Genomic DNA, 25,186 nt, shown 5'->3' with positions numbered 1-25,186 from the left:
CTCATCGAATCGGCTTGACTCTCCTTGATGGCTCTGGAATCTATAAGAACATAACGGGAACATATTGAGGAAGGCAGACCGACATGGCGACCAGCGCCGTGGCGCGGGACGTCGTTTTTGCCCTGCGCCGGAAGATAGCGAAGATCGAGGGGACGCTGGCCGAAAGGCTGGCCCCGCCTTCCGACGGCCAGTCTTCCGCCGGCCAGCCTGTTGCCGGTCTCCTGGTCCGCCGCAACGGCCTTGCCTCGGCGCGCGACTTCTTCCTGCCGACCGGCGTCGAGCGCCTCGACGAAATCCTGGGTGGTGGGTTGCCGAAGGCGGCGCTGACCGAGATTCACGGAACCGAAACCCGCAATGCCGGCGCTGCCGCAGGGCTCACCCTCTGCCTGGTCAGCCACATGCTCAGGGAGCGGTCGCGGCCGCAGGATCTGGTCCTGTGGGTCGGCACGGCGGAGATCTTCAGGGAGGCGGGTTTCCCCCATGCGCCGGGCCTGGACAGGCTTTTCGGCCTTGCGCCAGGGCAGCTGCTCTTCGCCGAGGCGCCCAAGCCGGCCGACGCCCTGTGGATCGCCGAAGAGGCCGCGCGCATCGACGAACTCGCCGCGGTGATCGTCGAACTACGCGGCAATCCGCGCGAACTGGATCTGACGGCGACCCGGCGGCTGCACCGGCGTGCGCAGGATGCCGGGCGGCCCGTGTTCCTCTTGCGCCACTCGGCCGTGCCCGAACCCACCGCCGCGCCGGTGCGCCTCGTCGCCGCGCCTGCGCCGGCTGTGTTGCGTCGCACGGTGCTCGGGCCGCTCGCCGGCTCCATCGGCCCGCCCGCCTTCGCGGTCGAGATCGGCAAGAGCCGCACGGCGCTTCCCGGCAGCTTCATTCTGGAATGGAACCCCGATGCACGCACCCTCGAACCAAGAAGAGACGCCGTCCCAGAGAATCGTGTCGCTGTGGTTCCCCCATCTCGCGGCCGAACGCATCCTCAGGCGGCGGCTGGGGCGGTCCTGGCGTTCCGCAACGCAGCCGAACCCGCCGCTGGTGACCAGCCACCGGGAGAACAACACCCAGCGCATCGCCGCGCTCGACGCGCGGGCTGAAGCGCTCGGGCTGCGGCGCGGCATGGGCATCGCCGAGGCGCGCGCCATGCACCCCGGCATCGACGTCGCCGAGGCCGATCCCGAAGCCGACCGGAAGCTGCTCGAAGGGCTCGCCGACTGGTGCGACCGCTACACCCCGCTGGTCGCGCTCGACGGCGCCGACGGGCTGTTCCTCGACGTCACCGGCTGCGCCCATCTCTTCGGCGGCGAAAAGGCGCTGCTCAACGACCTCATGATGCGGTTCTTCCACCAGGGCTTCGACGTGCGCGCCGGCCTCGCCTCGACGCCGGGGGCGGCATGGGCGGCGGCGCGCTACGCCACCGGCCACATCCTCGCGCCGGGCAGCGAGCGCACTTTCCTCGCCCGCCTGCCGCTGTCGGCGCTCAGGATCGATGCCAGGACGAAGACGAGCCTCGAGAGCGTCGGGCTGAGGACAGTGGGTTCCATCATGGACGGGCCGCGCGCCCCGCTCGTCCGGCGTTTCGGAGCCGTGCTGATCGAACGGCTCGACCAGGCGCTCGGCCGGCTCGAGGAGGCGATCTCGCCGCGCCTGCCGGTGGCGCCGCTTTCGGTCGAGCGCCATCTCGCCGATCCGCTGTCGCTCATCGACGACGTCGAGCGGCTGGTCGGCCTGCTCGCCGCCACCCTCAAGGTCGATCTCGAACGCCGGGAAGAAGGTGCGCGGGCGCTCGAACTGCTGCTGTTCCGGGTCGACGGCATGGTCAGCCGCATCACCGTTGGCACTTCGCGCCCCATCCGCGAGCCGGCCCTGGTGCGAAGGCTGTTCCACGAACGGCTTGCGGCATTGGGCGAAACCATCGATGCCGGCTACGGCTTCGATCTCGTCCGCCTGTCCGCGCTGTCGACGGCGCTGTTCGACGCGCGCCAGGGCGACCTTGCCGGCGCCGGCTCCGAAGAGGGCGAGGGACTGGCGATCCTGGTCGATCGCGTCGGCGCCCGGTTCGGCGAATCTGCGGTTCTGGAGCCTGTTCCGGCCGCAAGCCATGTTCCCGAGCGGGCGGTGTCGGTCATGCCCCGGGCGCGGTCGGAGACCCGCAAGGCTGCGGCGTCCGGGACGGGCACAGGCAAGGCCCGGCCAGCTGCCGAGCGCCCCATCCGCCTGTTCCGGGTGCCCGAGCCCATCGAGGTGCCTGCCACCGAGGTGCCCGACGGGCCGCCGCTCAACTTCCGCTGGCGTCGCGCCATGCACAGGGTGGCGCGGGCCGAGGGGCCGGAGCGCATCGCCCCGGAATGGTGGCGCGAGGGCGGCGCCGATGCACCGACGCGCGACTATTACCGCATCGAGGATGCCGACGGCCGCCGCTACTGGCTCTACAGGCAGGGTCTCTACAGCGCGCAGGCAGTGCCGCGCTGGTTCATGCATGGGGTCTTCGCATGAACGCGGTCTCTGTCACAGGCTATGCCGAGTTCGGCATCCGCTCGAACTTCTCCTTCCTGCGCGGCGCCTCGACGCCGGAGGAACTGGCCACGACGGCGAAGTTCCTTGGCTTTTCGGCCTTTGGCCTGGCCGACTGCAACACCGTGGCGGGCGTCGTCCGCGCCTGGAAGATGGCGGAGGAAGAGAAGCTCGCCTACCACCCGGGCTGCCGGCTGGTCTTTTCCGACGGCACGCCGCAAATGCTCGCCTATCCGCAGGACCGCGAGGGCTGGGGCCATCTCTGCCGCATGCTGACCCAGGCCAACATGCGCGGCGAAAAGGGTGCCCCCGATCTGCGCCGCGAGGATCTCCTCGAGTGGGGAAATCTTCTGTCCCTGGCCGTGCTTCCGGACCTTGCCGGCGAGGTCGAGCAGGAGATGCCGCTGCTGCGGCAGCTCAAGGAGCGTTTCGGAAACGCCCTCTGGCTGGCGGTCGCCCCTGCCTTCGGCGGCAGCGACCGCTTCAGGATCGAGCAGGCGGCGGCCATGGCCGCGACGGTTGGCCTGCCGCTGATGGCGACCAACGATGCGCTCTACCATGTGCCGGGCCAGCGGCCGCTGCATGACGTGCTGACGGCGATCCGCCTCAACGTGCCGGTCGCGGAAGCGGGCCTGGGACTTGAAGCGAATGCCGAGTGTCATCTCAAGCCGCCAGCCGAGATGGCGCGGCTGTTCCGCCGCCATCCGGAGGCGCTCGCAGAGACGCTGCGTTTTGCCGCGAGCCTGCATTTCTCGCTGGGCGAGCTCAAACACAACTATCCCGACGAGCCGACGGAATCGGGGCTCGGGCCGCAGGCGGAACTCGAAAGGCTGACCTGGGAGGGGGCGCATGAGCGCTATCCCGGCGGCATCCCGGAAAAGGTGAAGGGCCTCATCGGGCACGAGCTCGGCATCGTCGAAAAACTCAACTATGCCCGCTATTTCCTGACCGTCCACGACATCGTCAGCTATGCCCGCTCGCAAGACATCCTCTGCCAGGGGCGGGGATCGGCGGCCAATTCCATCATCTGCTACTGCATCGGCATCACCGATGTCGGGCCTGAGATCATTGATATCCTGTTCGAACGCTTCATCTCCGAGGAGCGGGGCGAGCCGCCGGACATCGACGTCGATTTCGAGCATGAGCGGCGCGACGAGGTCATCGCCTTCATCTACGAGAAATACAGCGCCAAGCGGACCGCGCTCGCCGCCTCCGTCGTCACCTATCGCGGCCGCTCGGCGCTGCGCGAAGTGGCCAAGGCCATGGGGCTGTCGGACGATGTCAGGAGCGCCATGTCGGGCTCGATATGGGGGTGGTACTCGTCCGAACTCGGCGAGCGGGAAGCCGGGGCCGGCGGTCTCGACAAGGCCGATCCGGTGACGCGGCATGTCATCGACCGCGCCAACGAGATCATGGGCTTTCCCCGCCATTTGTCCCAGCATGTCGGCGGCTTCGTCATCACCAGGGACCGGCTCGACGAGATCGTGCCCATCGTCAAGACGGCGATGGACGAGCGCAAGATGGTCGAGTGGGACAAGGACGACCTCGACGCCGTCGGCATCCTCAAGGTCGACATCCTGGCGCTCGGCATGCTGACATGCCTGCGCAAGGCCTTCGACCTGCTCAAGGCACATTACGACGAGCGCGATCCTTACGGCCGGCCCTATACGCTGGCGACGCTGCCGCCGGAGGACCAGAAAGTCTACGACATGATCTGCCGGGCCGATACGCTCGGCGTCTTCCAGATCGAGAGCCGGGCGCAGATGTCGATGCTGCCGCGGCTCAGGCCGCGCGAGTTCTACGACCTCGTCATCGAGGTGGCGATCGTCCGGCCCGGCCCGATCCAGGGCGACATGGTGCACCCCTATCTGCGGCGCCGGCAGGGCAAGGAGAAAGTGGATTTCCCCAAGGAGGAGCTGCGGCAGATTTTGGGCAAGACGCTAGGCGTCCCGCTGTTCCAGGAGCAGGCGATGAAGATCGCGATCGTCGCCGGCGGTTTTTCGCCCGGAGAGGCCGACAAGCTCAGGCGCGCCATGGCCACTTTCAAACGCACCGGCACAATCGGCAATTACCGAGAGCGGATGATCGAGGGCATGGTCGGCCGGGGCTACGAGCGCGACTTCGCCGAACGCTGCTTCAAGCAGATCGAGGGGTTCGGCGAATACGGCTTTCCCGAAAGCCATGCCGCGTCGTTCGCGCTGCTCGTCTACGCCTCCTGCTGGTTCAAGGCCTTTTATCCGGACGTCTTCTGCGCGGCGATCCTCAACTCGCAGCCGATGGGCTTCTACAGGCCGGCGCAGCTGGTGCGCGACGCGCAGGACCACGGCGTCGAGATCCGCCAGGTCGATGTCAATCGTTCCGTCTGGGACTGTACGCTTGAGCGTTCGGGCTTCGACCCAAAACGCATCCAGCAGCGCCACGCCGAAATGCGCGACGTCATCAAAAGCCGGCATGCCGTCCGGCTCGGCTTCCGCCAGATCAAGGGCCTGTCCGAAAAGAAGATGGAGGCGTTCGTGGCGCGGCGCGGGCAGGGCTACGATTCGGTGCGCGCCGTCTGGCTGCGCTCAGGGCTGGATGTCGGCGAGATCGAGCTGCTCGCCCAGGCGGACGCCTTCCGCTCGATCGGCCTCGACAGGCGGGCGGCGCTGTGGGCCGTGCGGGCGCTCGACGGCAGGAGTGCTGCCGAGATGCTGCCGCTGTTCGACCGCCCCGATGTCCAGCTGGCCGACAACGAGCCCGAGACGCAACTGCCGCGCATGCCGCTCGGCGAGCACGTCATCCACGACTACCGCTCGCTTGGCCTGTCGCTGAAGGCGCATCCGGTGGCCTTCCTCAGGCATCATCTCGACCGTGCCGGCATCACGCCCAACGCGCGGCTCGGCTCGGTGCCCGACGGGCGGCGTGTCTCCGTCGCCGGGCTGGTGCTGGTGCGCCAGCGGCCGGGCAAGGGCAACGCCATCTTCCTCACGCTGGAGGACGAGCATTCGATCGCCAATGTCATCGTCTGGGCGCGCGTCTTCGAGCGCTTCCGGCCCGTCATCATGGGGGCGAAGTTCATGCGAGTCACCGGCAAGCTGCAGGCGGAATCGGGCGTCATCCATATCGTCGCCGACAGGATGGAGGACTTGACGCACTGGCTGGCGGCGATGTCGGAGGAATTGCAGCCGGAGGCAGGCGCCGGGTCTTTGCCGGAAGGGCGGGCAAGTGCCGCGGACAAGGCGGCGCGCGACCCGCGCATGCTGCAGAGCTACGAAACTCTGGCCCGCAAGGCGAGCAGCGTCATGCCCAAGGGCCGGAATTTTCAATGATGCGGGTTTTACCGATGCGGGAGACGGGCTGATGGGTGTTCATGCCCCGCCTCATTCCGGCGACGGCCGCCGCTTGGTTCCCGTCTCCGCCTCGTCGACCGGCCTTGCCTCGGAAGGCAGCATGACCGGGATGCCGTCGCGGACGGGATAGGCGAGCCGCGCCAGCCGCGAGACCAGTTCGCCGCGCTCGGAGTCCCAGACGAGCGGCCCCTTGGTCAGCGGGCAGGCGAGCAGCTCGAGCAGCTTGATGTCGATGCCGCGTCCCTTAGTTTCGGTCATCCATACCTCCGCCTGTCGACCGCTTTTGTTCCGCCGCGCCCGTCGCATCCGGATGCTGCCATTTCCCCCCGCATCGTCCCCCGAAGCACGGCGGGATACGGTCACGCGGTTCCTTCGCTCGGCCCTGCCTATTGCAGGCTCGAACCGAAATCGTCGTTGTCGCGCGCCAGCGTCATCTCGGTGATCGCGATCAGCGTCTCGGCGCGGGTCTTGAGGTCGGGCGCCTCGAGCAGCGCCTGCTTTTCGGCGGCGCCATAGGGCGCCATCATCGACAGGGCATTGACCAGCATCGCATTGTCGGCCCGGCTGACGCTTTCCCAGTCGGCCTCGAGTTCGTTGGCCTGCAGATAGGCGCGGAAGGCGCGCAGCAGCGCCGGGCGGTCGATGTCGGTGGCGGCCCTGTCCTCGGCGAGATCGGCGACGAAGGGAGCGATCTTGCACTGCCTGAACGGGGTCTTGACCGCAAGCTCCTGCACCACGCGGAACCGGCACACCCCCTGCAGCGAGATCAGGTAGCGCCCGTCGCCGGCCTCGGTGAAGGAGGTGATGCGGCCGATGCAGCCGACCGGGCAAAGCTCGGGCTCGCCGTCGGCCATGAGCGTGCCGTCGAGCGCCGGCTGGATCATGCCGATCAGGCGCGAGCCGCCGATCGCCGCGTCGACCATCTGCAGGTAGCGCGGCTCGAAGATGTTCAGCGGCATGCGGCCGCCGGGCAAGAGCAGCGCGGCCGTCAGCGGAAACACCGTGACAGTCGCCGGGAGATCGGTGCCGAGCCTGTAATGCGCGTTACCTGCCTGCATGGTACACCCTGCCGGTCTCTATCTGGGGCGGTTCCGGCGCGCCGCAAGCCCGTTCCGCCCAATCGTCACGAAAACAGCAGCGACGACAGCTTGCGCCGGGTGGCGAGCGTCACCTCGTCGGTCATGCCCCAGGCCTCGAACAGCTGCAGGAGCTGCGCCCTGGCACCATCGTCGTTCCAGCTGCGGTCGGCCTTGACGATGGCGAGCAAATTGTCGGCAGCCTCGGTCCGCTGGCCCTTGGCGTTCTGGATCATCGCGAGGTCGAAACGCGCCTGGTGGTCCTTAGGGTTCTCGGCGATGCGGCGCTCCAGCTCCGCGGCGTCGCCCAGGCTGGCGGCCTGCTCGGCCAGCGCCAGCCTGGCGCGCACCGAGGCGATCGGCGCGGTGTCCTTCTTGTCCTCCGGGACCTGGGCCAGCACGTCTTCGGCTCCGGCCTTGTCGCCGGCCTCGAACAGCAGCTCCGCCAGCGCGGCGATGGCGTCGACATTGTCGGGCGCCTGCGCCAGCACGGCGTCGTACATCTGGGCCGCGGCCTGCAGGTCGCCCGCAGCGCGGGCTTCCGCTGCCGCGGCCATCGCGTCCTCGACTTGTGCGCCGCCGCCCTTGCCGGCGACGCGGTCGATGAATTCGCGAATCTGGGTCTCCGGCACCGCGCCCATGAAGCCGTCGACCGGTTGGCCGTTCTTGAAGGCGATGACGGCCGGGATCGACTGTATGCCGAGCTGGCCGGCGATTGCGGGATGGTCGTCGATGTTCATCTTGACGAGCTTGACGCGTCCGCCGGCGGCCTGCACCACGCGCTCGATCACCGGGGTCAGCTGCTTGCACGGCCCGCACCAGGGCGCCCAGAAGTCGACCAGCACAGGCTGCTTGCGCGATTCCTGGATGACGTCGGCGGCAAAGCCGGCCGTGCTCGTGTCCTTGATCAGATCGGCCGCCGGCGCCGCACCGGTTGCCGGCGCGCCGCCATATTGCACGTTGGTGGAGTATTGGCCGCTGACGCCGCCGAAGGGATTGTTCTGGTTGCTCATCTTCGATCTTTCGGTAGAGGCGGCCGCTCGCGATGGCCGTTAAAGCCAAGCATGTGGCGATCAGCCGGAGACTTTCAAGATAACAGGGTCGTGGCCGGTCGCACGGACGAAAAGCAAGAGGTCGTCGCGGCAGATCGAGGTGGTCGCCTCGTTGGTCAGCGGGTGGGCATTGACCACCTCGTTCTCCATCAGGGCGCTGTCGAGCACGACCTTCACGCGCGCCGCCGTATCGTTGATCAGGCCGAAGACGGTGACGGCTCCGGGGATCACGCCGAGCAGTTCCATCAGCGCCTCCGGCTTGCCGAACGACACGCGGCTCGATGCGCCGATCAGGTGGTGGATCTGCTTGAGGTCGACCTCGGCCTCCTCGTCGACGGTGACGAGGAAGAAATTGTCCTTCTTGTCCTTGAGGAACAGGTTCTTGGTGTGCCCGCCGGCGATCTCACCGCGCAGCGCCTGCGAATCGGCGACGGTGAACAGCGGCGGATGGGTGCGCGTCCTGACCGCGATCCCCAGTCCGTCGAGGAAAGCCATCAGTTCGGCCTGGGTCTTGGGGTTGGCTGGAGCTGTCATGGAATCTCGCCCGGATTGCTGTGCGCTACGGTTTATGGGCAATGCCAGGAGCCGACACAAGACTGCTCGTGCCGTGAGGCAAGCCTCCCCATGGGTCAACACCCGGTTTTCCGCGCCCGCGAAAAAAGATGAAAAAAGAGCGCTGATACCCTGTTGCATTCACCGCGCTCTTCGGCCATATAGGCGCCGTTGCGGCGGCGAGCCGCGGCGAGCGGGTGTAGCTCAGGGGTAGAGCACAACCTTGCCAAGGTTGGGGTCGAGCGTTCGAATCGCTTCACCCGCTCCAATTACTCCACGAAAAAGGCCGCGGTTCTCCGCGGCCTTCGTCGTTTCTGGGGATGCGAAAACGCGAGCAGAAATTCGGCTTCTCGCGTCAGGGTCACCAGCGGGTTACGAGTTGGCCGAAGTGGCGGGCATGAAGTCGGCGCGCTCACTTTGGCATGAATTGAGACGCTACGCCGGATATAGCTTGTAAGTCGTTATCGCTGATGGGCTCAGTCCGAGATAGGTCCGAGCAAAAATGTACCTGGGTCACTTCTGCTGGCACGCCTTCCCGGATCGCGGGCACGGTCGCCAGGTTATAGAAGCGCAGCGATGCCCGGGCCAAACGATCATCGAAGCGCGCCTCCATTGCAGTTGGCAGGCTCACAGCTATCGTCTCCTGAACCTTAAGAATAAGGTCGTCGTGACCTGAGAGTGCAGCTTCGATTGCCGCAACGAGTTCGCGCAGAGATTGGCCACCGCCGCTCCCCTCAATGAAAAGTGAGGCCAACAACCCCACCGTTCCAGGAGGAGGCTGGCATTGCTCGACAGACAGATGACGCGTGCGCAGCCGGTCGCTCGAAGCCGTCGAGACGTACATTGCCGATAGAGAAGTCGAAGCGGTCGATGTCGGTGCTGCGCCACGCGGCGGTCGATGTGCGCACGTCGCGGCTTGCGGCGATCAGGAACAGTTCGCCCAGTAAGCCGTTGATCGAACGGGAGGCGGGCCTTGATGGGCGTCGGAAGAGTTCGACGAGGCGACGGACCACCTGCACGATATCGTGCAGCGAGGGGTTTGGGCCGACGATGCGAAGGATCGTCCCACAGATATGCAGGAAGTAAGCCTGCGTTTCCGCGTCTTGCGAGGTGCAGGTGATGACTGACAGCAACTCTTCACGCCGTTCGCCGTCCGCAAGGAGAATACGGTGCAGGCTGCCAAAGCGGACCTCAAGGAGCGCAAGCCGCACCGGCGCATGAAAAGCCCCTGACTGGATGGCATCAGCACGATCTTCTCGATCAGCGACCGCAATGCCGCAGCGGCTTGCGGCCGGTCGTCCGGATGGTTGAGCGCTTCGATCAGCCGGCCGACCTTCCGGGCGCAAACTGACGATATGCTTGGCAGAAGGTCCGGCTTGTCCCGGGGGGAGGACGCAAGCTGGTTGGTGAGCATGGCCTTGCGCGCGTCGAGCGCATCCACCTCGGCCCTCATGCTATCGTGAAATATGCCGGCCTTGATGGCCGCGATGATGCCGCGGATCTGCTTGCCGACCTTTGCCAGGTCCGCCTTCCAGCCCTCGGCGCTGGCGCGGTTGAGCCGGTTGGTCGAGCGCTTCTTCTCCAAGCTGAAGCACTTCCTCCGCGTTGCGACCCGCTACGACAAGCTGGCTGAGAACTTCCTGGACATGGTCCAACTCGCCGTCTTTGGCTGCGCGCTTATGAGTTCTACGACCTAGACTAGTCGGCGACAGGAAGTCGATCTACCAACAGCGAAGCCCAGTGACTATTCGCATCGTCTGCTTTGACGGCGCGTCATGAGAGTCAGGCAGCGCACGGGCAGTCGGGCCAGCTCCTCCGCACCGTGTTGGGTCGCGGCGTCGTAGAACAGACTATCCCCAGGCGTCATTCGATAAACATCGGTGCCGTGACGGTACGCCATCTCACCTTCCAGCAGGTAAAGGAAGACCAAGCCCTGGTGGCCGACTGTCGGAAAGACGTCGTTCTCGCGGGTGAGTGAGATCATGCAAGGTTCTACAAGAAGTCCATTCGAAGCGGCGGCATGGCCAAGGGACTTGTGGTGCTGTCCGGCAGACCCGCTAGCCTGAACACGATCAATGCCCGCCTTGCTGAAAACGGCGGTCCGTTCGACTTCGAAGGGACGCACCAGCCACGTTATGGGTATAGCCAGGCCGCGCGATATTGCTTGCAGCGTCGACAGCGAGGGCGAGATGTCCCCGTTTTCGATCTTCGAGAGCATTCCGATCGACAGGTTGGTGGCCACCGCAAGATCACCCACCTTCATGCCGTACCTGGTCCGAAAGGCGCGAACCTCCCGGCCGATTGCGCCATGCAATAATGGGTCTCTGGCTTTTTTCACGATCATCGGAATCTTGGGTCTATAGGCCGGACGCTTGTTTGAGGCCTTAAGCGTTCGCGGGGTTCGGGTGACCCATCCCGGATCACCCGACGCTCCATCAGTATCCGCCGCGCCTTGCCGGCATCACCATCGTCCTGGTCAGGACGTAGTGAACGATTGCTGCCACCAAGCAGGCGGGCACCGAGGCGCTCACCCAGACGAATGGACCATGCGCGGCCAGTGACTGCGGGTTGAACAGGGCGTAGTAGATGCTGCCGCCGGCGGCCAAGGCCACAAACGAAGCGGGATTGATGCCGCGCCAGAAGGCGTAGTCGGAATTGGCGCTGTCGTTGAACACGTCGCACTGCTTGATGCGGCCTCGCCGCAGGACCAGATAGTCCATCGCCGTCACGCCGGAGAGCGGTGCAAATCCGAGCGCGGTCCAGGCGAGAAACTTGAAGAAGTTGTCGTAGATCTGGCCCGGGAAGAAGGCGATGACGATCACCGGAACAAACAGGGCGCCGGTCAGCAACCCCCAAGGCATGGCTTCGAAGTAGCGGCCGCCGGCCTGTCGCATCGCCAGGCACATGCCGTAGAAGATGCTGACGATGGCGGTGATGTTGGCCAGTCCGACGAACAGCAGCGCGGTCACACCGACGAAGGCTCCGCCCAGCGGGATCATCCAGGCTGTCGGGTCATGCGACCCCAGGCTCAGGGCGGCAAACAAGCCGACCAGTTCGCCGAGCACGGCCGCGGCGAAGATGCCGATCAGATTGGGCCAAAGCGCAGCGCGGGGCGTGCGCGTGAAGCGAGAGATGTTTCCCAGTACCGGCCACCAGCCAAAGCCTGCCGCCAGATTGAATTCGACCGCAATCATGAAGTTGAGCCGGTGATCGTCAAATGGCGCAAGGGGAGCCGCGTTGGCGATGTCGCTCCAGCTCTTGTGGCTGAATATGAGGAACAGGATGCTGAAGCACAGGATGAGCTTGCCCGGCCCGACAAGCCGGTTGAGCCATTTGACGGCTGTTGGCCCCTTCCAGAGCAACAGCCAGGAGATTGCAATCGCCAGAATGGCGAAGAATGTCACGCCTAGATCGTTTTCGCCGATGTTCGTGCCAACGACCTGGTTCATGACGCCGCTGATCGCGCGACCGAACATGATCGACAGGACCGACGACCAGCCGACGCCGTAGATGGCGAGGAAGAAGCCGACAAGGATCAGGATGCCCACAGGCCCAAATACGCTGCGCATCAAGGTGAACTGCTCGATGCCGAACTTCCCGGTCGAGATGCAGACGCTGACGGCCATGATCGACACGCCGATCACGTTGCCGATGATGATCGCGTAGATCCCGTCCCGGGCGCCGACGACCAGGGCCGTGCTGCCGCCGAGCAGGAAAGCCCATGTGGCGATGGCGAGGCCGATATTGATCCATGAATTGTCGAGGAAGCCGAGCTCGCGTTCTTCCTTGAGCACGGGAAGCGTGCCGAAGGCGGCGCTCGCGCCCGTGAACTTTGGTGTGGCGGCCATCAGTTGCCTCCGACCCACATAGCAATCGCGCCAAGCAGGATAGCGGCAGTGACCGCGAACCATATCCCGAGCTCCCGGCCCGAAATATCCGTGCGGGCCGGGTCCATGTAGCTCGGGTCCGCGATGATGTTCAGTCGCCGGTTCAACTCCCGGCGCATTTCATTGTCTGGGCTTTCTGAAGCGATAGTCATTTCATCCTCCTCCAAAGATTAAATGAGCACCTGTCCCGGCTCTTGAACGTCCTTCAAAACCCCGGGTCTGGCATCGTCCTGTTGTCCTGGCAGTCCGGAATTGCGGCGGCTGCCCCTCCTGGCAAAAGGTTCGCCCGACGCATTGGTTCTGTTGAGGACCGGGAAGCTTGCAGGCGGGGTTCTCCTGTCTGATCGACCCCAGATTCCATCGGATTGTCGGATGTGCGGCGCGCGCTTTGTCTTCTTGCAGAGGGTCGCTGTCCATCATGCCATAACGTTGCGGCAGTTTGATTTCGCTGTCAAATTGTTTTCCTGACACGAATGTAAAAATATTAGCTTTGGCGCACATGTTTTGGTGGGTCGGGTGCGCATCCGGCCGCGCTGAGATGAGTGGAGAGCTCGTAAAATTATTATGCGTTTACAGCTAATTAACACGCACTTGCGCGCTTTTCCGGAAAGCCGTCAAAAATGTCTGGCGGGCAAGCCGTGTGTGGCTCAATCCCCGGGCGATCAGAAAAATCCTTGAAATAGCGTATTGACACGAATGTCAAAGCTACGTAGCGTCAAGATCGAAAGCGCAGCCTCGATGCAAGCGCCTCGCCGTCCGAAGCGGCAAAATCCCGTCTTGCTTCGGGCGCTGAACGCACGCAGCCGCTGCGAGCCTCTCCGGCAATGCTCAGGAAGTCATCAATGGAATCCGCTGCTCTCATTCATCTCGAAGATCGCGTGAAATCGGTCAAACGGGCCAAGACACGCTTCTATCGCAACCCGGGGGTCCGGGCGGAGTCGCTGCTGGAGGCGGCGCTGGAATGCTTCGCCGAGGAAGATTACGAGAGCGTCACGATCCCGCTCATCGCAAAGAAGCTGGGCGTTGCCCACTCGCTCATCTACTATTACTTCAAGAACAAAGACTCCCTGTACCAGTCTTCCGTTCTTCATGCGCTTGACCGGCTGATGACCAACTATGGAGAGGTCGTCGCCCGGCACGAGAGCCCGGCCGAGCTGCTGAGCGCCTATCTCGACCTCAATGTCGAGATGTCGGAGACGCTGCGTAGCCTCGTGCGTATCATGTTCGTCAATGCCGGCGGTGCTAAGGATTCCGGTCCCAAGTTCATCGACAGCTTCGTCGAGGATTTCTACGAGTCCGAGAAGAAAGTCCTCGCCGACTGCATCCGCACCGGCGTCGAGGTCGGCATATTTTCCTGCCCGGATCCCGACGAGATGGCTGCGTTCATTTCGCGCAACATCGACGGCATCTACTTCGGCAGCTTCATGCCGCACGGCGCTCCGATCCCTGCTGCGATGCGCTACCTCAAGCAGGTGGTTTGGGGGCTGCTGCATTATGCCGCCAACTCGTCCACCAGCAAGACGTCCACGACCAAGAGCGGGAGATAGCCATGTGCCAGGTATGCGGCTGCGGACCTGAGAACATTCGCATCGATGGCGATGCCGGGCTGGGGGGCGGCGATCATGGGCATCCCCATCACCATGGCGACGGGCACCACCATCACCATCATGGTGATGGTCATCGTCACGACCACGTTCACCACGCAGGCGAGGACGCGCTGCGCCACGGCGATCTGCATTTTGGCAAGGAGGCTGCCAAGACCCATGTTCCGGGAATGAGCCAGAAGCGCCTGGTGCAGATCGAGCAGGAGATCCTGGCGAAGAACGGCATGTTCGCTGATGGTGTGCGCGACGAACTCGGTTCGCAAGGCGTGCTTGCGCTCAATTTGATTGCAAGTCCGGGGGCGGGGAAGACCACCTTGCTGGTCGAAACGCTGCAGCGGCTGAAGGGAGCCTTCCCGACCTGGGTGATCGAGGGCGATCAGGAAACGGCGAACGACGCAGACCGCATTCGCGCAACGGACACCCAGGCCGTGCAGATCAATACGGGCAAGGGGTGTCACCTCGATGCCGACATGATCCAGCGCGCACTCGCTTCGCTGTCGCTGGAGCAGGGCGGCGTCCTGTTCATCGAGAATGTCGGCAACCTGGCCTGTCCCGCCGGCTTCGACCTTGGCGAGGCCCACAAGGTGGTGATCTTGTCGGTGACCGAAGGCGACGACAAGCCTGTCAAGTATCCCGAGGCGTTCGCCGCGGCGACCCTGCTGGTGATCTCGAAGTCGGACCTTGCGCCCTATTGCGATTTCGACATCGAGGCCTGTGTTGACCGCGCCCGCGAGATCAATCCGACAATCGAGAGCCTTGTCGTCTCGGCCCGCGACGGCACCGGGATGACCGAGTGGCTGGGCTGGATCGTTCGCGCCCGCCAGACGCAGTTGCAGGACCTCGCGCACAGCCTGCAGGCACGGATGGACATCATCCGCAACGCACTGCACGCCTGAGGTTGCGCCATGCACGAGCTCACGATTGCCTCGAGCCTGATCGAACTCGCCAGCGATCACGCGTCCAGGAACGGCCGCGGCCGGGTCACGGGAATGCATGTGCGCCTCGGCGTCATGTGCGGCATCGCCCGCTCGCTCTACTTCTGCTTCGGTCCGGCGACGCGCGGCACGCGGTGCGAGGGCGCCAAGCTGCACATCGAGGAAGTGCCGCTGACGATATTCTGCGAGCACTGCGCCGAGGCGCGGTCGCCGCGCTCGCTTTCCAATCTTCGTTGCCCCGATTGCGGGAGGCCTTCACGCAAGGTGCTGTCGGGGCGCGAGATGGAGCTCACCCACATCGAGCTCGAGGACGAAGCGCCGCACCCGGTGGCCCAGGCTCGGCAAACACTTCAGTAGTTTTCTGTTGGGAGGAACAGCATGCTTGATCGAAAAGCAGAGACAGCCAAGTGGCAGTTCACGCCGCATCAACATCGTGGCCCGGCCGAACAGTTCGGCGAGTATGACCATATCTATTCGCCGAAGCTGCACAATGGCTCGTTCAAGTCCAGAGGGCTCGCCACCTTCATGGGCGCGCCCTACTGCCCCCCGGACCGCCACAAGATCCGCGAGATGGGCGCCAAGATCTGCTTCTTGGCGGTGCCGTGGGACCAAGGCCAGATCGTGCGCGCCGGCGCCTCGCAGGGCGCCTCGGGCCTGCGTGAGGCGACGACCCAATATTTCCCCTACATGTTCGAATATGACGTCGACCTGCTGAGCTTCTTCCGGGTCGTCGACTGCGGCGACGTTCCGACGGTTCCGGGCAACAACGTCAAGTCGCAGGAGTACACCACCGACTACGTCACCGAGTGCCTCGAAGGCGGCGCCAAGGTGATCCTGTTCGGTGGTGACCATTCCCTGCCGATCCCCGGCGCCAAGGCGCTGTCGCGTTTCACCGGCAGCGGCAAGATGGGCTACCTGCATGTCGACAGCCATCTCGACGCCGGCCCCGACTGGGCGGGCAACCTGATCACCAACTGCTCGGGCGCGCCGCGGGCGCTCGACCTGCCCAACTGCAACGCCAGGAACATGGCGCACATGGGATCGCGCAACGGCCTCAATCCGAAGGATTGGTGGGATTTCTACGTCGACAACGACATCCGCGTTGTGACCATGCCCGAAATGATCGAGCGCGGGCTGGAGGTGTGCGCCAACGAGATCTTCGAACGGGTGAAAAAGGACGCCGACACGCTGTACTTCACATGGGACACGGACTCGATCGACATGAGCTGCATGCCCGGCTCGACCTCGCCGGAATGCTACGGCCTGAAGGGCCGCGAAGCGATCCAGTTCGCGCGCATCGCCGGCCGGCACGGCTGCGACATTCTCGATGTCGTCGAGCTCTGTCCGTACTTCGACTCGAGCCAGATCAGCGCCAAGATGACGGTCAACATGATCTACCACTATCTCGGTTCACGCGCCCAGACGCTGCGCCAGCAGGGCAAGCAACCGTAAGAATTCTCAGGGAGGAGACAAAGTCATGAACCCAGCAAAATCCTATGCCCATCTGTTCTCGCCGCTTGGCGGCGACGCCGGAGACAACTACCGGGCACCCGGCCTGATCACGTTCCTGCGTTCGGCTCACGTGCCGCTGAATGCCGAAGCGCTGAAGGCCTGCGGCGCGAAATACGCCTTCGTCGGCGTGCCGTTCGACGAGGGCAACATCGGCAAGCCCGGATCGGAGGACGGTCCGCGCGAGTTCCGCCTCGTCTCGCAGGAATATTTCTCCTACTGGTTCGAATACAATGTCGACCTGCATGGCAAGGCGGTCGACTGCGGCGACGTCTCGATGCCGAAGGTGAGCCCCGAGGTGGCGCACGAGCGCATTTATCGCGCCGTTCGCGAAGTGCTGAAATCAGGCCTCACGCCGATCATCTGCGGCGGCGACCGCTCGATCTCGATCGCCGCGGCGCGCGCGCTGTCCGACCATATCGGCGCGCAAAAAAAGATGGGCTACATGCATTTCGGCGCACAGCTCGACATGGCCGACAGCTGGGCCGGCGAGCGCAATCTCGCGCCGTGCGCCATGGCCCGGATCACGGAACTGCCCAATCTCGACATCAAGAACGTCGCGCATCTGGGCGCGCGCAATGCCATGAACCCGAAGGACCATATCGACCTCTCGAAGGAGAGGGGGCTGCAATACGACACAATGTTCGACCTGATCGACGGCGGCATCTTCCCGCTGGTCGAACGTTCCATCCACCGTGTCTGGAGCGGCACCGACGCGCAGTATCTCAGCTTCAATTTCAACGTCATGGATTCGTCGGCGGCGCCCGGCGTCACGTCCACCGAACCCGGCGGCATTGAATCGCGCGAAATGATGCGCATCGCCGACATGATCGCAAAACGCGGCAGCGTCAGCGTGATCGATCTTACCGAGCTCTGCCCGATCTTCGACATCAGCGGCACGGCGGCACGGCTCGCGGCGTGCGTGATCATGCGGCTGATGGCGTCACTGGCAGCGCAAGGCGGCGACGTGATCGACGCCAATCTGCGCCGCACCGACCTGGTAGCCGCCGAATAACGAATATCCACGTGGACAAGGTCGGGTCACACCGGCCCATGGAGTCGATGGTGAACACGATAATCACTCGAAAGATCACGCGGTTCGCAACAGCCGTCGCTGTGGCCTATGCCGCATCGACGATGCCGAGCTACGCGCATTTCCTGCACGGCGCCGGCGGCCTCGGGGCAGGGCTCTCGCACCCGCTCTCCGGTCTCGATCATATCCTGGCCATGGCCGGGGTGGGCATCTGGGCCGGGCAAAATGCCGACAAGGAGCCGGTGTTCCGCTGGCTGCCGCTAGGTTTCGTCATCGGCATGATCGCCGGTGCGGTCATCGGTATGACCGGGTTTCCGCTTCCCTTCGTCGAAATGGGTATCGCCGGATCGGTGGCTGTGCTGGGCGCGATCGTGGCGCTGGGCAACCGGGTGCCCTTTGGCGCGGCCTTTGCGATGACGGTCGCATTCGGCGGCCTCCACGGTTTTGCCCATGGCCAGGAACTTCCGATCGCCAGCAATGCCTTGCTCTACGGATTGGGATTTGTCGTTTCGACCGCCGTCCTGCACGCGATCGGCTTCTCGCTGGCAACCTTCGTGGCGCGCCTGTCCTGGCGCACAGCGCTCAGGGTAGGTGGCGGCGGCATCGCCGTAGCAGGTGTTGCGCTGGCTTCGAGCCTCGCCGGCTGAGCACGGATCCTGGCGGAGGGCCGCGCCGCCCTCCGCCACGCCTGCGCCCCCGAGGCGCCCAGAGCATCGAGGATCCAGGCAGGAGCCGGGCCACTTTTCCAGACACCTCATGCTCCTTCTCAAAGGGGGGAGCGAAAGACGTCACTGGTTGCCTCTGCCGCGCCAGCACGAAAGCTGTTTGCCAAGACATGACTGGAGGAAAAAATGACATTGAGCTGGCGTTTCTCAGCCCTTGCTGACCGTCATCGCGCTTTGGGCTCCAATCTCGAGGACTGGAGTGGGATGGGGACAGCCTGGACCTACGACGCGGACCCGTACGACCAGCATGTCGCGATCCGCACCAAGGCCGGGCTGATGGACGTGTCGGGGTTGCGCAAGACGCACCTGATCGGGCCGCATGCGATTGCGATCCTCGAATACATCACCACCCGCAGCGTCGCCAAGATCCAGCCGGGCCGTTCGGTCTATGCAGCCATCCTCAACGAGCGCGGCCACCTGACTGATGATTGCGTGCTCTACCGCAATGGCCCCAATTCCTGGATGCTGGTCTCCGGCACCGGCACCGCGCATGAGGAAATCGTCAAGCAGGCTGCGGGGCGCAACTGCGTCGTGCTGTTCGACGACGACCTGCACGACCTGTCGCTGCAAGGGCCGGTGGCGGTCGATTTCCTGGCTAGGCACGTGCCCGGAATTCGCGACGTCAACTATTTCCACCACATTCACACCACGCTTTTCGGCGCGCCCGTGACGATTTCCCGTACCGGCTACACCGGCGAGCGCGGCTACGAAATCTTCGTGCGCGGCCAGGATACGCGGCTGGTCTGGGATACGATCCTTTCCGAAGGAAAGGAAATGGGTATCATCCCATGCTGCTTCAGCACGCTCGACCTGCTGCGTGTCGAGAGCTGCCTGCTGTTCTATCCCTACGACAATTCCCAGATGTATCCGATCGCAGGGGAGCCGGTTGGCGACAGCCTGTGGGAACTCGGCCTCGATTTCACCGTGTCGCCCGGGAAAACCGGCTTCAGGGGCGCCGAGGAACACTACCGGCAGAAGGGACAGGAGCGGTTCAAGATCTTCGGCATGCTGATCGAAGGCGACCAGATGGCCTATCTCGGCGACGAGGTCTGGGCCGATGGCAAGCAGGTCGGTGTCATAACTTGTCCGTCCTACTCCAGGCTGACCAAACGTTCGATGGCCATCGCCCGTCTCGACGTGCCCTGTGCAAGGCAAGGGGTGAAGCTGGAGGTTCGCGGCAAGTCGCTTAGGACCAACGCCATTGCTCACACGTTGACCTTCGATGACCCGGAAAAGAAGAAGCGTACCGCAAAGGGCTAAAATCCGAAGCACCGCCTGTTCGGCAGCGGCGGCGCCCGAGCGGCAGGGGAGAAACCGCCAAGGTCGTAGTGGCGCCCCGAGTCCGGCGCTCATGGGTGACGATCATCGCTCGCACACTCCGACCAGGTCTGCCTCCGAGAGAAGGTGCTTGCGTGCTTCTCGCTCTACGTCCTTGCATGAGGCACTACCGTGCAGCGGCAGGCGATCTACCGACAGAGCGAGCAGCCGGAAATTGATAATGGTGGGGGCCGTGGCGATGGGGTGGACAAGGACCGCCATAGCCAGTCCTGCCGAAATCATTGATCGCCTGCTTGAAGCCTTCCTTGCCGGCCTGGCTGGCAGCACCTTCGGCCAGCCCCGCGCGATCGGCCGCCATGTCGTAGGCTGCCCAAAGATGCCAAAATCCGGCCGGGGCATCCGGATCATCGCAGAAAATGGCGAAACTGCGTGCCTCTTTCGGAGCATTCGTCCAGTCGAACGGCGGCGAAAGGTCCTCACCCTCGCAGGTGAAGCGCCGAGGGATCTTCGCGCTGTCTGCAAAACTGCTTGAACTTAGCCGCATTGCTTCCTCCATCGTACTTGCGGTCGCCGCAAAGGCCGGACAAGCCAGTGCTGCGTTCAGCCCGTCCCGGTTCGCGCCAGGTGCCGAGCAGCGGCGACGGGCTATCCCTGCCAATTAGGGCGCATCTGGCGCCGAAAAACGACGGCAACCAATTGTACGAAAATTGCTGTCGCAGGAGCATGGGCCGCGTTAGCGCAGGATATTCGCCAGGCTTTCTGCCTTGTTGCTGGCGCGGGCCAGATCCAGGCCGGACAGCAGGTCGACCAGGTGGCTGTTCATCAGGGCTGCAGCCTGGTTGGCCTCTCCCGCCTCAATGGCATCGACCAAGGCCTGGTGTGCGTGGCATTCGCAGGTCGTGTCTCTACGCTTCCAGTAAAGGGCGATGATGAGGGAGGAATGCGAAACCAGATCGCGAACCAGCTCGGTCAAGACAGAGTGATCGGCGATTTCGGCCACACCGACATGGAAACGCGCGGACAGCAGGATCGCTTCGCTGTCGCGGCCTTCATCGCGGGCTTCGTGCTCCTTTTCGAGATGGCGGCGCAGCAGCATCACGTCCCCTGGCCCAGCCGCCTCCGCCGCGAGTGCGGCGACCTTAGGCTCGATCAGCGCGCGCGCCTCGAATACCTCGCGCGCCTCCTTCGGCGAGGGCTGAGCGACGAAAGCCCCTCGATTGGGCTCGAGCCGCACCAGCCGGTCATGCGCAAGTGCCTGGAGTGCTGCCCGAATGACGGTACGGCTGACCGAATAGATCGAAGCCAGTTCGTCCTCCGGCAGCTTCGTGCCCGGAGCGAGGCGGTGACCGACGATGGCATCCCTGAGACCGTGGTAGATCGGCGACCAGCGCGCGGCCGGCCTGTCTGCATCGTTTTCCGGGCGAAGTATTGTCAGCATGTTCACCGCTTCCGCGAGCCTTTGGATCGGCGCTCGCCCTCGCAATCCTCCTGCCAACACGGAATCTCATGAAGCGTGCCGCGCGGTCAATCCCGTTACACGAAGCTTTAGGCCTTGCCAGCGCCCGGCGACAGGACCGCAAACAACCCTGCATAGGGCTTGACCAGGGGCGTGGCATAGCCACCGGCCTTGGACGTCTTCAACCCGAGCGCTGCCACCGCCTCGGCCAGGCGAACGGCACAGGCGACGCCGTCGAGCACCGGCACCCCATGCTCCCGCGACAGCTCGTCTGCCAGCGCGGTCATGCCGGCGCATCCGAGCACGATAGCTTCTGCCCGGTCTTCGGTTATGGCTCGACCGATCTCGGCCGAAATCTTGCGGCGCGCTTCTGAATTTGGAAGCTGCAGGTCGAGGACCGCGACATCGGAGGCCCTTACCCTGACACATCGCGCCGACAGGCCGTATTTGACCAGATTGTGCTCGATCGCCGGCACCGACCGCGCGAGCGTCGTGACCACACTGAACTTGCCGGCAACAAGCGTCGCCAGATGAAACGCTGCCTCGCCGATGCCGATCACGGGCGATACCGCTGCACTGCGCGCCGCCTCGAGCCCGGTGTCGTCGAAGCAGGCGATCACATAGGCATCCATGTCGCCGGCTCTCGCCATCTCCGCGATGATGCCGGGCACCGAAAACACCTCGTCGAAATAGCCCTCGATGCTTGGCGGGCCATCCTTCGGATTGACCGCGACAATTTCAGTCCCGGGCGAGGCGGCTGCCATGGCTGCCTTGCCGATCTTGTCGGTCATCGAGGCTGTGGTGTTGGGATTTATCACCAGGATACGCATGTTCATCCTGCCTAGACTTCGCCGCCGAGATAAAGCTGCTTCACCCGCTCGTCGCCCAGCATGTCCGCCGAGTTGCCGCTGAGCGCCACCCTGCCGGTGGCCAGCGCATAGGCCCGCTGCGAGATGCGCAGTGCCATGCGCGAGTTCTGTTCGACCAGCAGCACGCTGACCTTCTCGTCGCGATTGATCGCCATGATGGAGCGCGCGATGTCCTGCACCAGCTTGGGCGCTATGCCCAGCGACGGCTCGTCGAGCAGAAGCAGGCGCGGCCTTGCCATCAGCGCACGGCCAATCACCAGCATCTGCTGCTCGCCACCACTCATCGTGCCGGCCGCCTGGGAGTATCGCTCCCTTAGCCGTGGGAAGCGCGTCAGCACCATGTCGATGCTGCGCAGGATTTCCGCCTTGTCGCTGCGCGTGAAAGCGCCCATCAGAAGGTTGTCGCGGACGGTCATGAATGGGAACACGCGGCGGCCCTCCGGCACCATGGAGATGCCCATGCGGACGATCTCGTCGGGCGACGTTCCGTCTATGCGCTTGCCGCGGTATCGGATTTCTCCCTTGCGCAATTTCTTGAGCCCGGTGATGGCGCGCAGGATCGACGTCTTCCCCGCGCCGTTGGCGCCGATCAGCGCCACCGTCTCGCCCTCGTGGATCTCAAGCGATACGCCCTTCAGCGCATAGACGTGGTCGTAGTAGAGTTCGACGTCGTCGAATTTGAGCAGCGGCTCCATGGCTACTTTCCGATCGATTCGTCTTCGGCACCGAGATAGGCCTCGATCACCTTCGGGTTGCGCTGGATTTCGGCCGGCACCCCTTCGGCAATCTTCTGGCCGAAGTTGAGCACCACGATGCGGTCCGAGATGTTCATCACCGCCGTCATGTCGTGCTCGACCAGAAGGACGGTGATGCCGCGCTCGCGCACCTTGCGCACCAGCTCGACGGCGCGCCTCGTCTCATCACGGTTCATGCCGGCGAACGGCTCGTCGAGGAGGATCACCGCCGGGCCGGTGGCAAGACCGATGGCGATGCCGAGCGCCCTGAGATGGCCGTGCGGCAGGGTGCTGGCGATTTCGTGGCGCATGGATGCAAGCCCCAGGAAGGCAAGGATCTCGTCCGCCGAATTGCCGAATGCCTCCAGGTCCTGCCGGGCAGTCGCGGTGCCGAAATAGAAGCCGGCCAGGCTGGCGCGCGAGCGTAAGTGATGCGCCGTCACGACGTTGTCGCGAACGCTCATGTTCCTGAAGATCGTTGTCTCCTGGAAGGTTCGCACCACTCCCCTGCGGGCGACGATGTGCGGTGCGAGCCCGGATATGCGCTCGCCCTTGAAGCGCACTTCGCCGGCGGTCGGCCTGAGGAAGGAGGCGATCAGCTTGAACAGCGTCGACTTGCCGGCGCCGTTCGGCCCGATGACCGAGAGTATTTCCCTCTCGCGAACCGAGAAGCGCACGTCGCTGACGGCGACGAGCCCGCCAAAGCGCTTGGTCAGTCCGGCAACCTCGAGGATGTCGGCCATTGCTCAGTCGCCCCTCCTGGCGGATAGCGTCAGACTGAGCAGGCCGTTCGGCAGGACCAGCATCAGAACGATCAGCACCGTCGAGAAGATCAGGAGCTGGTATTCACCGGTCTGGAAAAGCATGTCCCAGCCGAAATAGAGCACGAACGTTCCCAGCATCGGGCCGAGAACATAGCCCAGCCCCCCGAGGAAGCAGTTGAGCATGAAGTTGACCGAGTCGGCGACGGTGAAGCTCGACGGATAGATCGACTGCGAGATGGCGGCGAACATCGCGCCACCGACTCCGCCCAGGAAGGAAGAGATCGCATAAGCGATGACACGCAGATAGGCGATGTTCACGCCGATCGAGGAGGCAAGCTCCTCGTTCTGCTGCAGCGACTGGCTTAGCTGGCCCACGCGGGAGTGAACCAGCCGATAGAGCCCCAGGAAGCAGAGCGCCATCAACAGCACGGCAACGATGTAGAAGGCGAGCCGCGGATTGGCGAGGCTCGCGAAATCGGGGACGAGGGTGAGACCGAAGATGCCGATGCCGGTCGGCAGCGGAATGCTCACGATCCCCTTGGCGCCATTGGTCACCGGAAGGGCCAGCGCCAGCAGGCGCACGACCTCCGTCAGCACCAGTGTGACCATGGCGAAATAGACACCGCGCAGCCTGAGGATGGGCAGCCCGATGAGCACGCTGGCCGCGGCGCAAAACAGGCCGGCCAAGGGCAAGGTCAGCCAGAACGAGACGCCGTAATCCACCACCAGGATGGCCGAGACATAGCCGCCCATCAGAGCATACGCGCCTTGGCCGATATTGATGCGGCCAATGTAGAAGGTAATCCACACGCCCGAGCTTGCGATGCTGAGGAGCGCAACCGAAGTCAGCGTGTAATAGAGATCGGTCCGACCGGTTGCGCTGATGAGGAGCGGTACGCCGACCAGCAGCGCCAGAAGGAAGAAGACGGCCGAGATGATCCTGGTGGTTGGCGTCGTTGTCATCCGTCATCCCCACGGTTTGCCCATCAACCCGTTCGGGCGGATGCTGAGGAAGACCATCAGCAGCGCGAAGATCACCAGATAGGTGACGTCGCCATATTCGCGCAGCACGCTAAGTCCGACCGACTCCATCATGCCAAGGATGAAACCGCCCGCGATCGCGCCGCCGACCACGCCGGCGCCACCGATCATCACCATGAGGAATGCCTTGATGGAGATCGGACCGCCGATGCCGGAATTGACGCCGGTGATGCTGACCAGCAGGCCGCCGACGATACCGGCAAGCATGGCGCCCAGCGCGAAGCCGATCATCGTGTAGCGGTCGACCTTCACGCCCATGAGCTGGGCGGCAATACGATCCTGGGCCAACGCCCGCATCGCGCGGCCGGGCTTGCTATACTGCATATAGAGCATGAAGGCGGCGATCATCAGGATGGCGACCAGGCCGACGACCACGCGGTCGTAGGGCATGATCAAACCCTCGGAAACGAAGACGCCGCTGACGATCTTGGGAACGCCGCGCTGTTTCTCGCCAAAGAGCAGGAGGATGACGGCGTCGAGGAAAAACGCCGTGGCCGCGGCCAGCAGCATCGTGCTTTCCTCACGCTTGCTGCGTCTTATGACCGTGCGGAAAAGGAATTTCTCCATCAGCGCGCCGATGACCGCGAGCGTCAGGCCTGAGCAGATGAGCGCGACCGAGAAGGGCAGCTTGAACTGACCGTAGATGGAATAGGTGACGAATCCGCCCAGGACGTACATCTGTCCATGGGCGAAATTGAGCACGTTCATCAGCGCGAAGATCAGCGTCAGGCCGAGCGCGACCAGGGCGTATTGGGCGCCGAGGTAGAATCCGTTGGCGATTATCTGTTCCATGGCGGCAGATCCGGTCGGCAGGAGGTCCGGGATCGCTCC

The 25,186-nt window shown here is 64.1% G+C and carries 27 protein-coding genes and 1 tRNA gene; 12 read left to right on the top strand and 16 right to left on the bottom strand.

Features of this window, described 5'->3' with window-relative positions; all coding sequences use genetic code 11:
• The first annotated feature begins 83 nt into the window (after positions 1-83).
• From PV773_RS15235 to PV773_RS15225, 3 genes are read left to right on the top strand one after another with little or no spacing between them, the layout of a single operon-like run.
• Positions 84-1,094 carry a hypothetical protein gene (locus PV773_RS15235; RefSeq protein WP_347967164.1) on the top strand — a complete coding sequence of 337 codons (1,011 nt, stop codon included), beginning with the start codon at positions 84-86 and terminating at the stop codon, positions 1,092-1,094.
• Positions 1,036-2,493: a DNA polymerase Y family protein gene (locus tag PV773_RS15230; RefSeq protein ID WP_347967163.1), complete on the top strand. Its 1,458-nt coding sequence runs from the start codon at positions 1,036-1,038 to the stop codon at positions 2,491-2,493. The genes PV773_RS15235 and PV773_RS15230 overlap by 59 nt, the downstream gene beginning before the upstream one ends.
• On the top strand, positions 2,490-5,819 hold the full coding sequence (locus PV773_RS15225) for an error-prone DNA polymerase (RefSeq protein ID WP_347967162.1): 3,330 nt from the start codon (positions 2,490-2,492) through the stop codon (positions 5,817-5,819). Before PV773_RS15230 ends, PV773_RS15225 begins: the two co-directional genes overlap by 4 nt.
• A gap of 51 nt (positions 5,820-5,870) precedes the next feature.
• Here the strand turns inward: PV773_RS15225 and PV773_RS15220 are convergent, their stop codons facing one another.
• From PV773_RS15220 to PV773_RS15205, 4 genes are all read right to left on the bottom strand, one after another.
• Positions 5,871-6,098, bottom strand: coding sequence for a Trm112 family protein (locus PV773_RS15220; protein ID WP_347967161.1), 228 nt, complete (start codon positions 6,096-6,098; stop codon positions 5,871-5,873).
• 128 nt (positions 6,099-6,226) lie between these two features.
• Positions 6,227-6,898 carry an LON peptidase substrate-binding domain-containing protein gene (locus PV773_RS15215; protein ID WP_347967160.1) on the bottom strand — a complete coding sequence of 224 codons (672 nt, stop codon included), beginning with the start codon at positions 6,896-6,898 and terminating at the stop codon, positions 6,227-6,229.
• Between the two features lie 65 nt (positions 6,899-6,963).
• On the bottom strand, positions 6,964-7,929 hold the full coding sequence (trxA, locus tag PV773_RS15210) for a thioredoxin (RefSeq protein WP_347967159.1): 966 nt from the start codon (positions 7,927-7,929) through the stop codon (positions 6,964-6,966).
• A gap of 60 nt (positions 7,930-7,989) precedes the next feature.
• Positions 7,990-8,502 carry a prolyl-tRNA synthetase associated domain-containing protein gene (locus tag PV773_RS15205; protein WP_347967158.1) on the bottom strand — a complete coding sequence of 171 codons (513 nt, stop codon included), beginning with the start codon at positions 8,500-8,502 and terminating at the stop codon, positions 7,990-7,992.
• A gap of 211 nt (positions 8,503-8,713) precedes the next feature.
• Here PV773_RS15205 and PV773_RS15200 point away from each other — a divergent pair.
• Positions 8,714-8,788: transfer RNA gene (locus tag PV773_RS15200), tRNA-Gly, on the top strand.
• 144 nt (positions 8,789-8,932) lie between these two features.
• Here the strand turns inward: PV773_RS15200 and PV773_RS15195 are convergent.
• Together PV773_RS15195 and PV773_RS15190 are read right to left on the bottom strand one after the other, a co-directional pair.
• Positions 8,933-9,274: a hypothetical protein gene (locus tag PV773_RS15195; RefSeq protein WP_347967157.1), complete on the bottom strand. Its 342-nt coding sequence runs from the start codon at positions 9,272-9,274 to the stop codon at positions 8,933-8,935.
• Entirely contained in the window at positions 9,255-9,866 is a 612-nt protein-coding gene (locus PV773_RS15190; protein WP_347967156.1) for a PD-(D/E)XK motif protein, read from the bottom strand. The genes PV773_RS15195 and PV773_RS15190 overlap by 20 nt, the downstream gene beginning before the upstream one ends.
• Before the next feature lie 141 nt (positions 9,867-10,007).
• On the opposite strand from PV773_RS15190, the gene PV773_RS15185 reads away from it, so the two are divergent.
• The gene (locus PV773_RS15185) at positions 10,008-10,217 is read left to right on the top strand and encodes a hypothetical protein (RefSeq protein ID WP_347967223.1); all 210 of its coding nucleotides are present in this window, start codon (positions 10,008-10,010) and stop codon (positions 10,215-10,217) included.
• Positions 10,218-10,264: 47 nt separating this feature from the next.
• On the opposite strand, the gene PV773_RS15180 is transcribed toward PV773_RS15185, so the two are convergent.
• From PV773_RS15180 to PV773_RS15170, 3 genes are all read right to left on the bottom strand, one after another.
• Positions 10,265-10,864, bottom strand: coding sequence for an XRE family transcriptional regulator (locus PV773_RS15180; RefSeq protein WP_347967155.1), 600 nt, complete (start codon positions 10,862-10,864; stop codon positions 10,265-10,267).
• Between the two features lie 91 nt (positions 10,865-10,955).
• The gene (locus PV773_RS15175; RefSeq protein ID WP_347967154.1) at positions 10,956-12,368 is read right to left on the bottom strand and encodes a cytosine permease; all 1,413 of its coding nucleotides are present in this window, start codon (positions 12,366-12,368) and stop codon (positions 10,956-10,958) included.
• The gene (locus PV773_RS15170; protein WP_347967153.1) at positions 12,368-12,559 is read right to left on the bottom strand and encodes a hypothetical protein; all 192 of its coding nucleotides are present in this window, start codon (positions 12,557-12,559) and stop codon (positions 12,368-12,370) included. The genes PV773_RS15175 and PV773_RS15170 overlap by 1 nt, the downstream gene beginning before the upstream one ends.
• Positions 12,560-13,249: 690 nt before the next feature.
• Here PV773_RS15170 and PV773_RS15165 point away from each other — a divergent pair.
• The 7 genes from PV773_RS15165 to PV773_RS15135 all read left to right on the top strand — a co-directional run bounded on the left by PV773_RS15165 (position 13,250) and on the right by PV773_RS15135 (position 19,473).
• Entirely contained in the window at positions 13,250-13,954 is a 705-nt protein-coding gene (locus PV773_RS15165; RefSeq protein WP_347967152.1) for a TetR/AcrR family transcriptional regulator, read from the top strand.
• Complete coding sequence (hypB, locus tag PV773_RS15160; RefSeq protein ID WP_347967151.1) at positions 13,885-14,907, top strand: hydrogenase nickel incorporation protein HypB; 1,023 nt, start codon at positions 13,885-13,887, stop codon at positions 14,905-14,907. Before PV773_RS15165 ends, hypB begins: the two co-directional genes overlap by 70 nt.
• Before the next feature lie 9 nt (positions 14,908-14,916).
• A complete protein-coding gene (gene hypA, locus PV773_RS15155; protein WP_347967150.1) occupies positions 14,917-15,303 on the top strand; it encodes a hydrogenase maturation nickel metallochaperone HypA in 387 nt (128 codons plus the stop codon).
• A gap of 21 nt (positions 15,304-15,324) precedes the next feature.
• Entirely contained in the window at positions 15,325-16,398 is a 1,074-nt protein-coding gene (locus tag PV773_RS15150; RefSeq protein ID WP_347967149.1) for an agmatinase family protein, read from the top strand.
• Positions 16,399-16,423: 25 nt separating this feature from the next.
• Positions 16,424-17,470 carry an arginase family protein gene (locus tag PV773_RS15145; RefSeq protein WP_347967148.1) on the top strand — a complete coding sequence of 349 codons (1,047 nt, stop codon included), beginning with the start codon at positions 16,424-16,426 and terminating at the stop codon, positions 17,468-17,470.
• Positions 17,471-17,517: 47 nt separating this feature from the next.
• Complete coding sequence (locus PV773_RS15140; RefSeq protein WP_347967147.1) at positions 17,518-18,135, top strand: HupE/UreJ family protein; 618 nt, start codon at positions 17,518-17,520, stop codon at positions 18,133-18,135.
• A gap of 204 nt (positions 18,136-18,339) precedes the next feature.
• Positions 18,340-19,473 (top strand): aminomethyltransferase family protein, encoded by a 1,134-nt coding sequence (locus PV773_RS15135; protein WP_347967146.1) that lies wholly within the window; start codon positions 18,340-18,342, stop codon positions 19,471-19,473.
• A 184-nt stretch (positions 19,474-19,657) separates the two neighbouring features.
• Here PV773_RS15135 and PV773_RS15130 read toward each other — a convergent pair whose 3' ends face one another.
• The 7 genes from PV773_RS15130 to PV773_RS15100 form a co-directional block, all read right to left on the bottom strand.
• A complete protein-coding gene (locus PV773_RS15130) occupies positions 19,658-20,035 on the bottom strand; it encodes a YbhB/YbcL family Raf kinase inhibitor-like protein (RefSeq protein WP_347967145.1) in 378 nt (125 codons plus the stop codon).
• A 189-nt stretch (positions 20,036-20,224) separates the two neighbouring features.
• On the bottom strand, positions 20,225-20,929 hold the full coding sequence (locus PV773_RS15125; RefSeq protein ID WP_347967221.1) for a GntR family transcriptional regulator: 705 nt from the start codon (positions 20,927-20,929) through the stop codon (positions 20,225-20,227).
• Between the two features lie 107 nt (positions 20,930-21,036).
• Positions 21,037-21,777, bottom strand: coding sequence for an aspartate/glutamate racemase family protein (locus PV773_RS15120; RefSeq protein WP_347967220.1), 741 nt, complete (start codon positions 21,775-21,777; stop codon positions 21,037-21,039).
• 11 nt (positions 21,778-21,788) lie between these two features.
• On the bottom strand, positions 21,789-22,511 hold the full coding sequence (locus PV773_RS15115) for an ABC transporter ATP-binding protein (RefSeq protein ID WP_347967144.1): 723 nt from the start codon (positions 22,509-22,511) through the stop codon (positions 21,789-21,791).
• A 2-nt stretch (positions 22,512-22,513) separates the two neighbouring features.
• Positions 22,514-23,293 (bottom strand): ABC transporter ATP-binding protein, encoded by a 780-nt coding sequence (locus tag PV773_RS15110; protein WP_347967143.1) that lies wholly within the window; start codon positions 23,291-23,293, stop codon positions 22,514-22,516.
• A gap of 3 nt (positions 23,294-23,296) precedes the next feature.
• Positions 23,297-24,277: a branched-chain amino acid ABC transporter permease gene (locus tag PV773_RS15105; protein ID WP_347967142.1), complete on the bottom strand. Its 981-nt coding sequence runs from the start codon at positions 24,275-24,277 to the stop codon at positions 23,297-23,299.
• A 3-nt stretch (positions 24,278-24,280) separates the two neighbouring features.
• Entirely contained in the window at positions 24,281-25,147 is an 867-nt protein-coding gene (locus PV773_RS15100) for a branched-chain amino acid ABC transporter permease (protein ID WP_347967141.1), read from the bottom strand.
• Positions 25,148-25,186 lie beyond the last annotated feature (39 nt).

It is taken from the genome of Mesorhizobium sp. CC13, from assembly GCF_039907765.1.
Taxonomy (GTDB): domain Bacteria; phylum Pseudomonadota; class Alphaproteobacteria; order Rhizobiales; family Rhizobiaceae; genus Aminobacter.
Note: the sequence above shows the minus strand (reverse complement) of the source record. Positions and strands in the feature narration are given on the sequence as shown.

Coding starts and splice junctions, on each gene's coding strand:
- PV773_RS15175 (WP_347967154.1), bottom strand. CDS start 12,368: ATGGCCGCCACACCAAAGTTCACGGGCGCGAGCGCCGCCTTCGGCACG.
- PV773_RS15115 (WP_347967144.1), bottom strand. CDS start 22,511: ATGGAGCCGCTGCTCAAATTCGACGACGTCGAACTCTACTACGACCAC.
- PV773_RS15185 (WP_347967223.1), top strand. CDS start 10,008: ATGATGCCGCGGATCTGCTTGCCGACCTTTGCCAGGTCCGCCTTCCAG.
- PV773_RS15220 (WP_347967161.1), bottom strand. CDS start 6,098: ATGACCGAAACTAAGGGACGCGGCATCGACATCAAGCTGCTCGAGCTG.
- PV773_RS15100 (WP_347967141.1), bottom strand. CDS start 25,147: ATGGAACAGATAATCGCCAACGGATTCTACCTCGGCGCCCAATACGCC.
- PV773_RS15120 (WP_347967220.1), bottom strand. CDS start 21,777: ATGCGTATCCTGGTGATAAATCCCAACACCACAGCCTCGATGACCGAC.
- PV773_RS15150 (WP_347967149.1), top strand. CDS start 15,325: ATGCTTGATCGAAAAGCAGAGACAGCCAAGTGGCAGTTCACGCCGCAT.
- PV773_RS15105 (WP_347967142.1), bottom strand. CDS start 24,277: ATGACAACGACGCCAACCACCAGGATCATCTCGGCCGTCTTCTTCCTT.
- PV773_RS15140 (WP_347967147.1), top strand. CDS start 17,518: ATGGTGAACACGATAATCACTCGAAAGATCACGCGGTTCGCAACAGCC.
- trxA (WP_347967159.1), bottom strand. CDS start 7,929: ATGAGCAACCAGAACAATCCCTTCGGCGGCGTCAGCGGCCAATACTCC.
- PV773_RS15110 (WP_347967143.1), bottom strand. CDS start 23,293: ATGGCCGACATCCTCGAGGTTGCCGGACTGACCAAGCGCTTTGGCGGG.
- PV773_RS15145 (WP_347967148.1), top strand. CDS start 16,424: ATGAACCCAGCAAAATCCTATGCCCATCTGTTCTCGCCGCTTGGCGGC.
- PV773_RS15180 (WP_347967155.1), bottom strand. CDS start 10,864: ATGATCGTGAAAAAAGCCAGAGACCCATTATTGCATGGCGCAATCGGC.
- PV773_RS15165 (WP_347967152.1), top strand. CDS start 13,250: ATGGAATCCGCTGCTCTCATTCATCTCGAAGATCGCGTGAAATCGGTC.
- PV773_RS15235 (WP_347967164.1), top strand. CDS start 84: ATGGCGACCAGCGCCGTGGCGCGGGACGTCGTTTTTGCCCTGCGCCGG.
- PV773_RS15130 (WP_347967145.1), bottom strand. CDS start 20,035: ATGCGGCTAAGTTCAAGCAGTTTTGCAGACAGCGCGAAGATCCCTCGG.
- PV773_RS15225 (WP_347967162.1), top strand. CDS start 2,490: ATGAACGCGGTCTCTGTCACAGGCTATGCCGAGTTCGGCATCCGCTCG.
- hypA (WP_347967150.1), top strand. CDS start 14,917: ATGCACGAGCTCACGATTGCCTCGAGCCTGATCGAACTCGCCAGCGAT.
- PV773_RS15135 (WP_347967146.1), top strand. CDS start 18,340: ATGACATTGAGCTGGCGTTTCTCAGCCCTTGCTGACCGTCATCGCGCT.
- PV773_RS15215 (WP_347967160.1), bottom strand. CDS start 6,898: ATGCAGGCAGGTAACGCGCATTACAGGCTCGGCACCGATCTCCCGGCG.
- PV773_RS15170 (WP_347967153.1), bottom strand. CDS start 12,559: ATGACTATCGCTTCAGAAAGCCCAGACAATGAAATGCGCCGGGAGTTG.
- PV773_RS15205 (WP_347967158.1), bottom strand. CDS start 8,502: ATGACAGCTCCAGCCAACCCCAAGACCCAGGCCGAACTGATGGCTTTC.
- PV773_RS15125 (WP_347967221.1), bottom strand. CDS start 20,929: ATGCTGACAATACTTCGCCCGGAAAACGATGCAGACAGGCCGGCCGCG.